The sequence below is a fragment of the Streptomyces sp. f51 genome (assembly GCF_037940415.1).
Lineage (GTDB): Bacteria > Actinomycetota > Actinomycetes > Streptomycetales > Streptomycetaceae > Streptomyces.
On sequence record NZ_CP149798.1, the window covers coordinates 4,176,265 to 4,189,721 of the forward strand.

Below are 13,457 nucleotides of genomic sequence, written 5' to 3' on the forward strand. Positions count from 1 at the left end.
CGGCTACCGGTTCCGCGGCCGCGGTGGCACCGGCGGTTCACCTCGGCGGACGGAGCCGGGAGCCCGGGCCGCCGGCCGGTCGGCGTGGACGGAGGAGGTGAGCCGCCAGGGCACGCTCGTGACCATCACGCCCGGGGTGAAGAGCAGCCGGCTCTTGAGCCACAGGGCGGACTGGTTGTGCAGGAGGTTCTCCCACCAGTGGCCGACGACGTACTCGGGGACGAAGACGGCGACGGCGTCGCTCGGGCTCTCGCGGCGGATGGAACGGACGTACCCGACGACGGGCCGGGTGATCTCGCGGTACGGGGAGTCGACGATCTTCAGCGGTACGTCGACGCCGTACTCCTCCCAGTGCCGGCGCAGCTCGGCCGTGGCGTCCGGGTCGACGGAGACGGTCAGCGCCTCCAGCCGGTAGGGGTGGGTGGCGTGTGCGTAGGCGAGGGCCCGCAGGGTCGGCTTGTGCAGCCGGGACACGAGCACGATCGCGAACACCCGGCTGGGCGGCGTGAGGTCACCGCGCGGGTCGGTGACCGCCAGTTCCGCCGCCGTGCTGTCGTAGTGGCGTCGGATCGCGCGCATCGTCACCCACAGCACGCTCGCGGCGAGGACGGCGAGCCACGCGCCCTGGGTGAACTTGGTGGTCAGGACGATGAGGAGGACGAAGCCGGTGACGACCGCGCCGACCGCGTTGATCAGGCGCGCGGTGTGGTGGCGCCGGCGGGTGGCGCCGTCGGGTTCGCCGCGCAGCTCACGGTTCCAGTGCCGCACCATGCCGAGCTGGGAGAGCGTGAAGGAGGTGAACACGCCCAGGATGTAGAGGTGGATGAGGCTGGTGACGTTCGCGCGGTAGCCCCACAGCAGCAGGCCCGCGACGATCGCGAGGGCCAGGATGCCGTTGGAGAAGGCCAGCCGGTCGCCTCGGTTGTGCAACTGGTGCGGGAGATAGCGGTGTTGGGCGAGGATGGAGGACAGCAGGGGGAAGCCGTTGAAGGCGGTGTTCGCGGCCAGGATCAGGACGAGGGCCGTCACGGCCTGGATGAAGTAGAAGCCGGCGCTGTGCTCCCCGCCGAACACCGCGGCCGCGATCTGCGCGATGACCGTGCGCTGGGTGTAGGTGGCGCAGTCCCCGTCGAGTCCGGTGAGCCGGCAGGCGTCGTCGGTGATGTGGACCTTGGAGACCAGCGCCAGGGTGGTGACCCCGGCGAACATGACGATCGCGAGCCCTCCCATCGCGGCCAGGGTGGTGGCCGCGTTGCGCGACTTGGGCTTGCGGAACGCCGGGACGCCGTTGGAGATCGCCTCCACGCCGGTCAGCGCCGTGCAGCCGGAGGAGAAGGCGCGCAGGACCAGCATCAGCAGGGCCAGACCGGTCAGATGCGCGTCGGCCGGGTCCGGGGTGATCCCGTAGGCGGCGCTCGCGGCGACCGGCGGGTCCCCGAGGAGGTAGCGGACCAGACCGGTGACCACCATGATCAGGACGCCGCCGATGAACAGATACGTCGGCGCCGCGAAGGCCCGTCCCGACTCGCGCACCCCGCGCAGGTTGATGGCCGCCAGCAGCGCGACGAAGACGAGCGCCATCAGGACCCGCTGGTGGGCGAGGCCGGGGAGCGCCGAGATGATGTTGTCGACGCCCGAGGCGACCGAGACGGCGACCGTCATGACGTAGTCGACCAGGAGCGAGGCGGCGACGACCAGGCCGGCCGAGGGGCCCAGGTTCGTGGTCGCCACCTCGAAGCTGCCGCCGCCGCTCGGATAGGCGTGCACCACCTGCCGGTACGAGAGCACCACGACGGCCATCAGCGCCACGACCGCCCCGGCGATCCAGGGTGTGAAGTGCAGGTACGCCAGTCCGCCGAGGGTGAGGACGAGCAGGATCTCCTGGGTCGCGTAGGCCACGGACGACAGCGGGTCGGAGGCGAAGACGGGCAGGGCCAGCCGTTTGGGCAGCAGGGTCTCGGTCAGTTCCTCGCTGCGCATCGCGCGGCCGATCACCAGGCGTTTGAGGATCCCCGTCACGTTGAGCACGGGCGGAGGTTAAGCCCGCCGGGACGGGCCGGGAGGCCCCGACACTCGGTCGGGAGCGGACATTCAGTCCAGCCCCGAGACCTTGAACACCGTCCGCGCGGTCTCGCGGTCGATGCGCTCGGAGACGCGGCGCAGCGCGCTCTCCCCGCAGGTGAGGGTGCCGCGCAGGGCGGAGGTCCGCGCGTCCTCGTCGAGGCGGTGCCACAACTCGGGGCTGGCCGCCAGCACATGGGGGGCGATCTCCAGTCGCGCTCCGAAGGCGTCGCGCAGGACGAGCCGCTGTCCGACGCCGTCCAGGCAGCGCACGGACACCAGCCGGTCGGTCCGTACCCGCCGGATGCCGAGCGGCCCGTGGGAGCTGAGCCAGCCCTCGCCCGCGGTGATCCGGGCGGGGCACAGGACGAGGAAGAGCAACGCCGCGAGGGCGCACCACAGCAGGGCGCGCGGGAAGGTGAGCGTTCCGGCGACGCCGTCGGTCAGGACCAGCAGGGCCAGGAGCGCGAGCGCGCAGCGGATCGAGCTGCGCAGGTCCTGGGCCCAGCGCAGGTCGTGCGCGACCTCCCCGGTCGGGGGCGGGGGTGCCTCGGCCGCTGCGCGGGGGTCGTCGCGGGGGTCCATGGGTCCGACGGTAGTGAGCCGCGGGACCGGGGGCGATGTGCGTTGACGGGTCTTTGACGAGCCATGGCGTCAACGTTGCGACAAGGCCGGGGGGCTCTGTATGGGATGCGTCAAAGGAGCGCTGTGTCCCGTATGGGTGGCGTCAACGGTGGCCGGATCCGGCCGGTGAGGAGTTCTCCTCTAAGCGTCAGTTCCCGACCGCATCTCCCCTAGGAGCTCACGATGGCCGACGTGGCCTTCGTCGTCACCACGATCGCGGTGTTCGCGCTGGTGGCCCTCGTCGCCAAGGGGGTGACGAAGCTGTGACCGCCGAGAACGTCGTCGGCCTGATCGTGGCCGTCGCCCTGCTGGGCTATCTCGTCCTCGCCCTCCTCTTCCCGGAGAGGTTCTGAGCACCGATATGAGTCCCGTCCTCGCGGGCGTGCTCCAGCTGCTGGCCCTGGTCGCCGCGCTGGCCCTCGTCCACCGCCCCCTCGGCGACTACATGGCCGGGGTCTACTCCTCCCGCAGACATCTGCGCGCCGAGAAGTGGATCTACAAGGCCATCGGCGCCGACCCGGACACGCAGATGCGCTGGCCCGCCTATCTGCGCGGTGTCCTGGCCTTCTCCGCCGTCAGTGTCCTCTTCCTGTACGTCCTCCAGCGGGTCCAGGGCCATCTGCCGGGCTCCCTCGGCTTCCGGTCCATCGACCCGGACCAGGCGTTCAACACGGCCGCCTCGTTCGTGACGAACACCGACTGGCAGTCGTACTACGGCGAGCAGGCCATGGGCCACGTCGTGCAGACCGCCGGTCTGGCCGTGCAGAACTTCGTCTCCGCGGCCGTGGGTATCGCGGTGGCCGTGGCCCTCGTCCGCGGCTTCGCCCGGTCCCGTACCGGTGAACTGGGCAACTTCTGGGCGGACCTGGTGCGCGGTGTCGTACGCGTCCTGCTGCCGCTGTCCCTCGTCGCCGCGGTCGTCCTGGTGGCGTGCGGGGCGATCCAGAACTTCTCCGGCATCCACGAGGTCGGTCAGTTCATGGGCGGCTCGCAGCAGTGGAACGGCGGCGCGGTCGCCTCGCAGGAGGCCGTCAAGGAACTGGGCACCAACGGCGGCGGCTACTTCAACGCCAACAGCGCCCATCCCTTCGAGAACCCGACCCCGTTCTCGAACCTCTTCGAGATCTTCCTGATCCTGGTGATCCCGTTCTCCCTGACCCGTACCTTCGGCGTGATGGCCGGCTCGGTGAAGCAGGGCTACGCGATCCTCGCCGCGATGGTCACCATCTGGATCGGCTTCACCGCGCTGATGATGTGGACCGAGTTCAGTCACCACGGTCCCGCGCTCCAGGCCGCGGGCGGGGCGATGGAGGGCAAGGAGACCCGCTTCGGCGTCGGCGGCTCGTCGATCTTCGCGGTGGCGACGACCCTGACCTCGACCGGCGCGGTGGACTCCTTCCACTCTTCGTTCACCGGACTGGGCGGCGGCATCACCATGCTGGGCATGCAGCTCGGCGAGATCGCGCCCGGCGGCACCGGATCCGGCCTCTACGGCATGCTGATCATGGCGGTCATCGCGGTGTTCATCGCCGGTCTGATGGTCGGCCGCACCCCCGAGTACCTGGGCAAGAAGATCGGCACCCGCGAGATCAAGTTCGCGGCCCTCTACATCCTCGTCACCCCGGCGCTGGTGCTCGTCTTCACCGCCGCGGCGACGGCCCTGCCCACCCCGGGGCACTCGACGCTCAACTCCGGCGCGCACGGGTTCTCCGAGATCCTCTACGCCTACACCTCGGGCGCCAACAACAACGGCTCGGCCTTCGCCGGTCTGAACGCCGACACCCAGTGGTTCAACACCACCATCGGGCTGGCCATGCTGCTCGGCCGCTTCCTGCCGATGGTGTTCGTCCTCGCGCTGGCCGGCTCGCTCGCCGGGCAGCGGCCGGTCCCGGCGACCGCGGGCACCCTGCGCACCGAGAAACCGCTGTTCACCGGGCTCCTGGTGGGCGCGGTCCTGATCGTCACCGGACTGACCTACTTCCCGGCCCTCGCCCTGGGCCCGCTGGCCGAGGGGCTGGCGTCATGACCACTCGTACCGAGAACCCAGAGGACGCGATGTCCACACTCACCCCGGCCCGGGCACCGCACAGCGATGTGCCGACCGGCCACAAGGACGAAGGAAGGGTCGGCGCGGGCCTGTTCGACGTCCGCCGGCTCGTCACCTCCCTGCCGGAGGCCGTCCGCAAGCTCGACCCGCGGGTGATGGTCAAGTCGCCCGTCATGTTCGTCGTCCTCGTCGGCTCGGTGCTGACGACCGTGTTCTCCTTCGAGAACCCGGGCGACTGGTTCGGCTGGGCGATCAGCGCCTGGCTGTGGCTCACCGTCGTCTTCGCCAACCTGGCGGAGGCGGTGGCCGAGGGGCGCGGCAAGGCGCAGGCGGACACCCTGCGCAGGGCCAAGACCGACACGGTCGCCCGCCGGCTCTCCCCGGACGGCGGCCCCGAGGAGGAGGTGCCCGGGACCGCACTGCGCGTCGGCGACCTCGTCGTCTGCGAGGCGGGCGACATCATCCCCGGCGACGGTGACGTCGTCGAGGGCGTCGCGTCCGTCGACGAGTCGGCCATCACCGGCGAGTCGGCGCCGGTCATCCGGGAGTCGGGCGGCGACCGCTCGGCCGTCACCGGAGGCACGAAGGTCCTCTCCGACCGCATCGTCGTCAAGATCACGACGAAGCCGGGTGAGACCTTCATCGACCGGATGATCGCCCTGGTCGAGGGCGCGGCCCGGCAGAAGACGCCCAACGAGATCGCGTTGAACATCCTTCTCGCGTCCCTGACCGTCGCCTTCCTGCTCGCCGTGGCCACCCTGCCGCCGTTCGCCGACCGCGCCGGCACGCATCTGACGATGGTCGTCCTGGTGGCCCTGCTGGTCTGCCTGATCCCGACCACCATCGGCGCGCTGCTCTCCGCGATCGGCATAGCCGGCATGGACCGGCTGGTGCAGCGCAACGTGCTCGCCATGTCGGGGCGGGCCGTCGAGGCCGCCGGTGACGTCTCGACCCTGCTGCTGGACAAGACCGGCACGATCACGCTCGGCAACCGGCAGGCCGCCGAGTTCGTCCCGGTGAGCGGCGCCACCGAGGCCGAGGTCGCCGACGCCGCCCAGCTCTCCTCGCTGGCCGACGAGACTCCCGAGGGCCGCTCGATCGTCGTCCTGGCGAAGGAGGGGTACGGGCTGCGCGAGCGCCACCAGGGCGAACTCGAAGACGCCGAGTGGATCGCCTTCACCGCCCAGACCCGGATGTCCGGCGTCGACACCGGGGGCCGGAGGGTCCGCAAGGGCGCGGCCGGTTCGGTCGTCGCCTGGGTCCGGGAGCGCGGCGGCGAGGTCCCGGCCGAGGCCGGCACCCTCACGGACCGGATCTCCGCGGCGGGCGGCACCCCGCTGCTCGTGGCCGTCGAGGACGTCCGCGGCGCCCGGGTCCTCGGCGTGATCCACCTCAAGGACGTCGTCAAGGACGGCATGCGGGAACGGTTCGACGAGCTGCGGCGCATGGGCATCAAGACCGTCATGATCACGGGCGACAACCCGCTGACCGCCAAGGCCATCGCCGAGGAGGCGGGTGTCGACGACTTCCTCGCCGAGGCCACCCCCGAGGACAAGATGGCGCTGATCAAGCGGGAACAGGCCGGCGGCAAGCTCGTCGCGATGACCGGCGACGGCACCAACGACGCCCCCGCGCTCGCCCAGGCCGACGTGGGCGTGGCCATGAACACCGGGACCTCGGCCGCCAAGGAGGCCGGGAACATGGTGGACCTGGACTCCAACCCCACCAAGCTCATCGAGATCGTCGAGATCGGCAAGCAACTGCTCATCACCCGGGGCGCGTTGACGACGTTCTCCATCGCCAACGACGTCGCCAAGTACTTCGCGATCATCCCGGCGCTGTTCGCCGCGGTCTACCCGGGCCTGGACAGGCTCAACATCATGCGCCTGTCCTCGCCCGACTCCGCGATCCTCTCCGCGGTCGTCTTCAACGCCCTGATCATCATCGCGCTGGTGCCCCTCGCCCTGCGCGGAGTGCGCTACCGGCCGGTCAGCGCCGACCGGCTGCTGCGGCGCAACCTCGGGATCTACGGCCTGGGCGGTCTGATCGCGCCCTTCGTCGGCATCAAGCTCATCGACCTGATCGTCTCCCTCATCCCCGGAATCGGCTGACCAATGAACAACTCGGTTACGAACACCGCCCGGTTGCTGTGGGCCGGACTGCGCGCGCTTCTCGTGCTCACCCTGGTGACGGGCGTGATCTACCCGCTCGCCGTCACAGGGGTGGCGCAGGGGCTGTTCAACGGCAAGGCGAACGGCTCCGAGATCAAGGCGGACGGCAAGGTCGTCGGCTCCTCCCTCATCGGGCAGTCGTACGACCTGCCGCTGAAGAAGGGACAGGAGACCGCCGACCCGGACCTGAAGTGGTTCCAGGGCCGTCCGGCGAACGGCCTGGGGACCAACGGCGTCAACACGCAGTACGAGCTGCTTCTGTCCGGCGCCACCAACCTCGCCGCCGACAGCGAGGTCCTGGCCAAGCAGGTCGAGGCCGCCAACGCCGCCGTCGTCCGGGACAACTCGGTCCCCGGCCACCCGGTCAGGCCCTCGGACGTGCCCGCCGACGCCGTCACCTCCTCCGGCTCCGGCCTCGACCCGGACATCTCCCCGCGGTACGCGGACCTCCAGGTGCGCCGGGTCGCCGAGAAGAACGGTCTGACGGTGGCGGCGGTACGGAAGCTGGTCGAGGAGCACACCGAGGGCCGGACCCTCGGCTTCATCGGCGAACCGCGGGTCGGCGTCCTCGGACTCAACATCGCCCTCAAGGCCCTCGCGGCCAAGGGCTGACGGGTCCGCTCACGGCGGGCGGACGCGGCTCCCGCAGCCGCCCGCCCGCCGGATCAGACGAGGTGGGCGAAGACCACCAGGTTGTCGGTGTAGTCCTTGACCGTACGGTCGTAGGTGCCGGCGCAGGTGATGAGACGGACCTCGGCGTCGGGAGTGTCGGCGTACACCCGGTCGTCGGGGAACGCGTCCTTCGCGAAGGTCTCCGCGCTGTCGACGACGAAGGAGGCGGTCCGGCCGTCGGACCGCTCGACGCTGAACTTGTCGCCCTTCTTCAGATCGCCGAGACCGGCGAACACGGCGGCGGAGGTCTTCGTGTCGACGTGTCCGGCGATGATCGCCGCGCCCGCCTCACCGGGTGAGACGCCGTTGGCGTACCAGCCGACCAGGTTCGTGTCGTTCGCGGGCGGGGGCTGGAGCTTGCCCGTGGAGTCCAGGGAGAGTTCGGTGAAGGGCGCGTCCACCGAGATCTTCGGAATGAGCAGCCGGGTCGGCTCGGCGCGCGGGAGGTGCCGCGCCGCCGGGCGGTCGTTCGAGGGCGAGGCCGAGGACACGGGCACGCGCGCGTGCCCGGGAGCGGCCGCCGCGGGGGCGGTGGGGGAGGGACCTGAAGGTTCGTCCTGGCGGTGGAGCACGTTGGTGGCCACCAGGACCGCGATGCCGGCGCACCACACGACCCAGGTCGCGCGGCGCCGGAAGGACCGCTCGGGTGACGTCGTGGGGGTCTCGGCGGGATTGGCGGGATCGGCGGGATCGGCGGGATCGGCGGGAGAGGACGACCGGGCTGCCATCGGGCACCACCTCATCGGGGCAGCGGAGCGGACTGGGTGACAACAACAAGTGCGGCAACAGAGTCAGCAGAAGCAGAAGCAGAAGCAGAAGCAGAAGCATCAGGAGCGGTAGGAGCGGTAGGAGCGGTAGGAGCGGCAGAAGTGGCAGGAGAGGCGCGGGGAGCGGGAGAAGCGGGAGGAGCGGGAGGAGGAGGGGCCGGCCGGGCCGCCACGGGGTGAGGGGGTGGCGGCCCGGACCGCTATGTCGTCAGGCATGGTCAGGCCACACCACCCTGCGAGCTCCTACGGCGCAGCATGTACACGCCCGCGGCCGCGAGGCCGAGGACCCCGACGCCACCGGCCGTCACGCCGGACGACGTGGCGAGACCGCCGCCACCCGTGTGCATGCCGCCGTGGGGCTTCTCCTCGGACTCCTTGCCGCTCGAGTCCCACGAGCCCTTGTCCGAGCCGGAGTCCCAGGAGCCGCTGCCGTGGTCGGAGCTGGAGGAGTCCTTGTCCTTGTAGGTCTCCGGGTCGTACTTCTTGTCGCCCTTCGAGGAGTCGTCCGTCTTGATGGACATGAGCGCGCCGCCACCGGTGTGCACGCCGCCCTCAGGCTTCTCGTGGTGCCAGCTGGGCTTGCCGTGGTCGCTGTCGTCCTTGCCGTGCTCCTGGCCGTAGCCGGAGTCGTCGTGCTCCTTGCCGTAGCCGGAGTCGTCGTGGCCCTTGGTGGAGGAGGAAGAGGAGGAGTCGCTGTGGTCCCAGTCGCCGGCCGTGGCGGCGTACGCCCCCGGGGCGGCGATCGCGAGAGCGGCGGTGGCCGTGGCGGCGGCCAGGAGCATGCGGGCAGATCGCATTGTCGAAGTCCTTCCGTCAGACCGGGCAGCTGACCTCTTGTCAGCGGAAGAGAACCCGGTGCGACGTGATCAACCGTCAATCCGATGAGCGAAGCGCACCACCCGGGGAGCGCACCCGGCCCAGGGCGAAGACCCCGCCCGCCGTACGGACCGACGGTCCGCAGGGGTCGGTCCGACGCCTCTGACCTGCCGGTTCGCCGCGTCCCTGCGGCGTGGGGCGATCCTGGACGGTGCTTCACGCATGACCCGATCGGCGGCGACACGTCTGCGTCACCGACTGCGCCGGGCGGGGTGCCACCGTCAGATCCCGTTGCCCTGAAGGCTCTTGTCCAGAACGAGCCGGAGGTCGGCTGCCGTCACACTGATGATTCACGTCGTGAGGAGAGGCGATCATGGGCAGCGGACGGAAGATCACAGTGGTGACCGGCGGCAGCCGCGGTATCGGCGCGGCCGTCTGCCGGCGGCTGGCCCTGGAGGGCCATGACGTCGTCATCGGCTACCGGTCCGACCGCGAGGCCGCCGAGAAGGTGGCGCGCGCGGTCCAGGAGGCGGGCCGGCGTGCTCTGCCGGTGGCCGTGGACACCTCCGACCCCGCCGCGGTCGACGTGCTCTTCGACCGGGCGATCGCGGACCTCGGCCCGGTCACGGGACTGGTGAACAACGCGGGCGTCAGCGGCCCCAACGGACCGCTGGCCGAGGCGGACCCCGAGGGCATGCGGGACGCGCTCGGGGTCAACGTCCTCGGCTATCTGCTGTGCGCGCGCCGTGCCGTACGGGAGATGACCGCGTCCGGCGGGGGCGCGATCGTCAACATCTCGTCCGCGGCGGCGACCCTCGGCAGCCCGGGGGAGTACGTCCACTACGCGGCGGCGAAGGCGGCCGTCGACACCCTGACCGTCGGCCTGTCCAAGGAGGTCGCGGCCGACGGGATCCGCGTGAACGGGGTCGCCCCGGGTGTGGTGTGGACCGAGTTCCACGAGGATCCGCAGCGTCCGGCCCGGGTGGCGGCCACCGTCCCCATGGGCCGCGCGGGCCGGCCGGAGGAGATCTCCGGCGCGGTGGCCTGGCTTCTGTCGGACGACGCCTCGTACACGACGGGCACGGTCCTGCGGGTCGCGGGCGGACGCTGAACGGGGCCCGGGAACGCGAAAGGCGGGGTTCGAGAACCCCGCCCCTTGCCGTGGAGACCCCGGATCAGGGCCACACCAGGCAGTACGGCTGGTGTCCCGCCTCGTGCAGGCGGTGGGAGAAGTCCTGCCACTCGTGCAGCAGCTGGTAGACGTTGAAGGCGTCGCGCGGGCCGCCGCGGTCCGGGACCGTGGACCAGATGAAGGCGGCCGCGCCCACGGCCTCCTCGCCTATGCCCCGCAGCGGGTCGACGACGGTCATCGGGAGCTTGACCACGGCGTAGTCGGGATGCAGGACGACGAGTTCGAGCGGCGGCACCTTGTTCAGGGGGACGCCTTCTATGCCGGTGAGGACCATCGCGGCCATCGTCTCCGGCTTGATCTTGGTGAACATGCCGTTCATGCCGAGTTCGTCGCCGCCGAGTTCTTCGGGGCGCATCGAGATCGGGACCCTGGCGGCCGTCGCGCCGTCCGGCGCGCCGAAATATTTGTACGTCACCCCCACTCGGCCACCATTCCCGCTCTCCGCCCGCAGTCGCTCGACCGCGCGATCGATCCGTTCGTCGGGGTCACCCTGCGAACCCTGTACCTGTCCGGCTCTCCCGGCCGCTTCCTCCGCCTCACGCCGGTGCTTCCCCCGCCGGGCACGCCGAGGGTTGAGGTCATCGGTCCCCTCGCCCAGTCCGCCACCGCGATGCATATCTCCACCCGACTGCTTTTCTAAGTCGCGCGACCCCCGCCACGCAACCCGATCATCGTGACAGTGACCTCCCCCACGGTCGCACGCCGAAACGTACGCCGAAACACCTGTCCGCGGGATCTTCGCGGCCCCTGAACACCGTCGTTCATGTGAGCTGTCCGTTCGTGCCCCAGTTTCGCAGATGGCCGGGGGAAGGAACCCGGTTGTCGTACCGGGCTCCGTCACACCGGCCCGGCGATGGCCGGGATCATTCCTTGTGAGGACCCGTACGTCGGGCCGGGGCGGTCCGTTCACGGCGCCCCGCTGTTCCCCTCACGGCCCACCGGGGCCCCTGGCCTACTCTGAGAAGGTCACTAGCCCCCCGGAGTCGGAGACGTCGCAGGTCATGACCGAACTGCCTTATCCCTACGAAGCCCCAGCCTCGCAGTCGCTGTTCGACCGTGCGGCGGCCGTCACACCAGGTGGCGTGAATTCTCCGGTGCGCGCCTTCCGCGCCGTGGGCGGTACGCCCCGGTTCATGGTGTCGGGCACCGGTCCGTACCTGACGGACGCGGACGGCCGCGAGTACGTCGACCTCGTCTGCTCCTGGGGTCCGATGATCCTCGGGCACTCCCGTCCCGAGGTCATCGCCGCGGTCCAGGAGGCCGTCGCGCGCGGTACGTCCTTCGGTACGCCCGGTGAGGGCGAGGTCGCCCTCGCCGAGGAGATCGTCGCCCGTGTCGAGCCCGTGGAGCAGGTCCGCCTCGTCTCCAGCGGCACCGAGGCGACCATGTCGGCCATCCGGCTCGCCCGCGGGTTCACCCGGCGCACCAAGGTGATCAAGTTCGCCGGGTGCTACCACGGCCACGTCGACTCGCTGCTCGCCGCGGCGGGCAGCGGTGTCGCGACGTTCGCGCTGCCGGACACACCCGGGGTCACCGGAGCCCAGGCCGCCGACACCATCGTCCTGCCCTACAACGACCTCGAAGCTGTGCAGGCCGCGTTCCACGCGCACCCCGGCGAGATCGCCTGTGTGATCACCGAGGCCTCGCCCGGCAACATGGGCGTGGTGCCGCCCGCGCCCGGTTTCAACCAGGGCCTCAAGGACGCCTGCGCGAAGAACGGCGCCCTGTACATCTCCGACGAGGTGATGACCGGCTTCCGTACGAGCCGGGCCGGCTGGTACGGGATCGACGGGGTGCGCCCCGACCTGATGACCTTCGGCAAGGTGATGGGCGGCGGTTTCCCGGCCGCCGCGTTCGGTGGCCGCGAGGACGTGATGGCCCACCTCGCGCCGGCCGGGCCGGTGTACCAGGCGGGCACGCTCTCGGGCAATCCCGTCGCCACCGCCGCCGGGCTCGCGCAGCTGCGGCTGCTCGACCAGGCCGCGTACGACAAGGTCGACGCGGTGTCGGAGCGGATCCAGGCTCTGGTGACCGAGGCGCTCGCCAAGGAGGGTGTGACCCACCGCATCCAGCGCGCCTCCAACATGTTCTCGGTCTTCTTCACGGGACGCGAGGTGCGCGACTACGAGGACGCGAAGGCGCAGGAGTCCTTCCGCTACACCTCGTTCTTCCACGCGATGCTGGCGCGGGGCGTCTACCTGCCGCCGTCCTCGTTCGAGTCGTGGTTCGTGTCGACGGCCCATGACGACCAGGCGGTTCAGCGGATCGCCGACGCCCTTCCGGCGGCGGCACGGGCAGCGGCGGAGGCCACGGCATGAGCGACACCAGCGGCAAGAACGGCGCGGGCGACATCACCGTCGTCCACCTGATGCGGCACGGCGAGGTCGCCAACCCGGACGGGGTGCTCTACGGCCGGCTGCCCGGCTATCACCTGTCCGAGCTGGGGCGGCAGATGGCCGACCGGGTGGCCGAGCACCTCTCCTCGCGCGATGTCACGCACGTCGTGGCCTCGCCGCTGGAGCGGGCGCAGGAGACGGCCACGCCGATCGCCAAGGCCCACGGGCTCGACCTGGCGACGGACGGGCGGCTCATCGAGGCCGACAACGTCTTCCAGGGCAAGACCTTCGGTGTCGGGGACGGCGCGCTGCGGCGGCCGGAGAACTGGAAGCACCTGGTGAACCCGTTCAAGCCGTCCTGGGGCGAGCCGTATGTGGACCAGGTCGTACGGATGATGGGGGCGCTGGACGCCGCGAAGGACGCGGCACGCGGCCACGAGGCGGTGCTGGTGAGCCATCAGCTGCCGATCTGGATCGTCCGCAGCTACGCGGAGAAGCGGCGGCTGTGGCACGACCCGCGCAAGCGTCAGTGCACCCTGGCGTCGCTGACCACGTTCACCTACCGCGGCGACAAGATCGTTTCGGTGGGCTACAGCGAGCCCGCGCGCGACCTGGTGCCGGCTCATCTCCTCGCGGGCGCCAAGCCGGTGAAGGGCAAGGACAAGGCGTTCGGGGCCTGACGGTCGAAAGCGAAGAACCGGGCCAAATGGGCGCATCTTCGTAAAATCATATAAATCTCCGCGCGTTAAACGGAACCCGCGACTTCATCGC

The 13,457-nt window shown here is 70.6% G+C and carries 13 protein-coding genes; 7 read left to right on the forward strand and 6 right to left on the reverse strand.

Annotated features, from left to right (window positions below):
• Positions 1–3: 3 nt before the first annotated feature.
• Both WJM95_RS18230 and WJM95_RS18235 read right to left on the reverse strand, forming a co-directional pair.
• The gene (locus WJM95_RS18230; protein WP_339130780.1) at positions 4–2,028 is read right to left on the reverse strand and encodes an APC family permease; all 2,025 of its coding nucleotides are present in this window, start codon (positions 2,026–2,028) and stop codon (positions 4–6) included.
• 63 nt (positions 2,029–2,091) lie between these two features.
• Positions 2,092–2,646: a hypothetical protein gene (locus WJM95_RS18235; RefSeq protein ID WP_339130781.1), complete on the reverse strand. Its 555-nt coding sequence runs from the start codon at positions 2,644–2,646 to the stop codon at positions 2,092–2,094.
• Positions 2,647–2,948: 302 nt separating this feature from the next.
• Between WJM95_RS18235 and kdpF the strand changes: the two genes are divergently transcribed.
• From kdpF to WJM95_RS18255, 4 genes are read left to right on the forward strand one after another with little or no spacing between them, the layout of a single operon-like run.
• A complete protein-coding gene (gene kdpF / locus WJM95_RS18240) occupies positions 2,949–3,038 on the forward strand; it encodes a K(+)-transporting ATPase subunit F (RefSeq protein ID WP_210947791.1) in 90 nt (29 codons plus the stop codon).
• Between the two features lie 8 nt (positions 3,039–3,046).
• Positions 3,047–4,711, forward strand: coding sequence for a potassium-transporting ATPase subunit KdpA (gene kdpA / locus WJM95_RS18245; RefSeq protein WP_339130782.1), 1,665 nt, complete (start codon positions 3,047–3,049; stop codon positions 4,709–4,711).
• On the forward strand, positions 4,708–6,843 hold the full coding sequence (gene kdpB, locus WJM95_RS18250; protein WP_339130783.1) for a potassium-transporting ATPase subunit KdpB: 2,136 nt from the start codon (positions 4,708–4,710) through the stop codon (positions 6,841–6,843). Before kdpA ends, kdpB begins: the two co-directional genes overlap by 4 nt.
• Positions 6,844–6,846: 3 nt before the next feature.
• On the forward strand, positions 6,847–7,515 hold the full coding sequence (locus WJM95_RS18255; RefSeq protein WP_339130784.1) for a potassium-transporting ATPase subunit C: 669 nt from the start codon (positions 6,847–6,849) through the stop codon (positions 7,513–7,515).
• A 53-nt stretch (positions 7,516–7,568) separates the two neighbouring features.
• On the opposite strand, the gene WJM95_RS18260 is transcribed toward WJM95_RS18255, so the two are convergent.
• The 3 genes from WJM95_RS18260 to WJM95_RS18270 all read right to left on the reverse strand — a co-directional run bounded on the left by WJM95_RS18260 (position 7,569) and on the right by WJM95_RS18270 (position 9,139).
• Positions 7,569–8,303 carry a class F sortase gene (locus WJM95_RS18260; protein WP_339130785.1) on the reverse strand — a complete coding sequence of 245 codons (735 nt, stop codon included), beginning with the start codon at positions 8,301–8,303 and terminating at the stop codon, positions 7,569–7,571.
• A 99-nt stretch (positions 8,304–8,402) separates the two neighbouring features.
• The gene (locus WJM95_RS18265; RefSeq protein WP_339130786.1) at positions 8,403–8,558 is read right to left on the reverse strand and encodes a hypothetical protein; all 156 of its coding nucleotides are present in this window, start codon (positions 8,556–8,558) and stop codon (positions 8,403–8,405) included.
• A 2-nt stretch (positions 8,559–8,560) separates the two neighbouring features.
• A complete protein-coding gene (locus tag WJM95_RS18270; protein WP_339130787.1) occupies positions 8,561–9,139 on the reverse strand; it encodes a hypothetical protein in 579 nt (192 codons plus the stop codon).
• Between the two features lie 392 nt (positions 9,140–9,531).
• On the opposite strand from WJM95_RS18270, the gene WJM95_RS18275 reads away from it, so the two are divergent.
• On the forward strand, positions 9,532–10,269 hold the full coding sequence (locus WJM95_RS18275) for an SDR family oxidoreductase (RefSeq protein ID WP_339130788.1): 738 nt from the start codon (positions 9,532–9,534) through the stop codon (positions 10,267–10,269).
• A gap of 64 nt (positions 10,270–10,333) precedes the next feature.
• On the opposite strand, the gene WJM95_RS18280 is transcribed toward WJM95_RS18275, so the two are convergent.
• A complete protein-coding gene (locus WJM95_RS18280) occupies positions 10,334–10,771 on the reverse strand; it encodes a hypothetical protein (RefSeq protein ID WP_019061278.1) in 438 nt (145 codons plus the stop codon).
• A gap of 580 nt (positions 10,772–11,351) precedes the next feature.
• Here WJM95_RS18280 and hemL point away from each other — a divergent pair.
• Together hemL and WJM95_RS18290 are read left to right on the forward strand one after the other, a co-directional pair.
• Positions 11,352–12,668, forward strand: a complete 1,317-nt coding sequence (gene hemL / locus WJM95_RS18285; RefSeq protein WP_339130789.1) for a glutamate-1-semialdehyde 2,1-aminomutase — start codon at positions 11,352–11,354, stop codon at positions 12,666–12,668.
• Positions 12,665–13,366 (forward strand): histidine phosphatase family protein, encoded by a 702-nt coding sequence (locus WJM95_RS18290; protein ID WP_339130790.1) that lies wholly within the window; start codon positions 12,665–12,667, stop codon positions 13,364–13,366. The genes hemL and WJM95_RS18290 overlap by 4 nt, the downstream gene beginning before the upstream one ends.
• The last annotated feature ends 91 nt before the right edge of the window (positions 13,367–13,457 follow it).

Excerpts from the sequence above, each read along its gene's own strand:
- WJM95_RS18235 (WP_339130781.1), bottom strand. The coding sequence starts at position 2,646 with ATGGACCCCCGCGACGACCCCCGCGCAGCGGCCGAGGCACCCCCGCCC.
- kdpA (WP_339130782.1), top strand. The coding sequence starts at position 3,047 with ATGAGTCCCGTCCTCGCGGGCGTGCTCCAGCTGCTGGCCCTGGTCGCC.
- kdpB (WP_339130783.1), top strand. The coding sequence starts at position 4,708 with ATGACCACTCGTACCGAGAACCCAGAGGACGCGATGTCCACACTCACC.
- WJM95_RS18255 (WP_339130784.1), top strand. The coding sequence starts at position 6,847 with ATGAACAACTCGGTTACGAACACCGCCCGGTTGCTGTGGGCCGGACTG.
- WJM95_RS18260 (WP_339130785.1), bottom strand. The coding sequence starts at position 8,303 with ATGGCAGCCCGGTCGTCCTCTCCCGCCGATCCCGCCGATCCCGCCGAT.
- WJM95_RS18265 (WP_339130786.1), bottom strand. The coding sequence starts at position 8,558 with ATGCCTGACGACATAGCGGTCCGGGCCGCCACCCCCTCACCCCGTGGC.
- WJM95_RS18270 (WP_339130787.1), bottom strand. The coding sequence starts at position 9,139 with ATGCGATCTGCCCGCATGCTCCTGGCCGCCGCCACGGCCACCGCCGCT.
- WJM95_RS18275 (WP_339130788.1), top strand. The coding sequence starts at position 9,532 with ATGGGCAGCGGACGGAAGATCACAGTGGTGACCGGCGGCAGCCGCGGT.
- hemL (WP_339130789.1), top strand. The coding sequence starts at position 11,352 with ATGACCGAACTGCCTTATCCCTACGAAGCCCCAGCCTCGCAGTCGCTG.
- WJM95_RS18290 (WP_339130790.1), top strand. The coding sequence starts at position 12,665 with ATGAGCGACACCAGCGGCAAGAACGGCGCGGGCGACATCACCGTCGTC.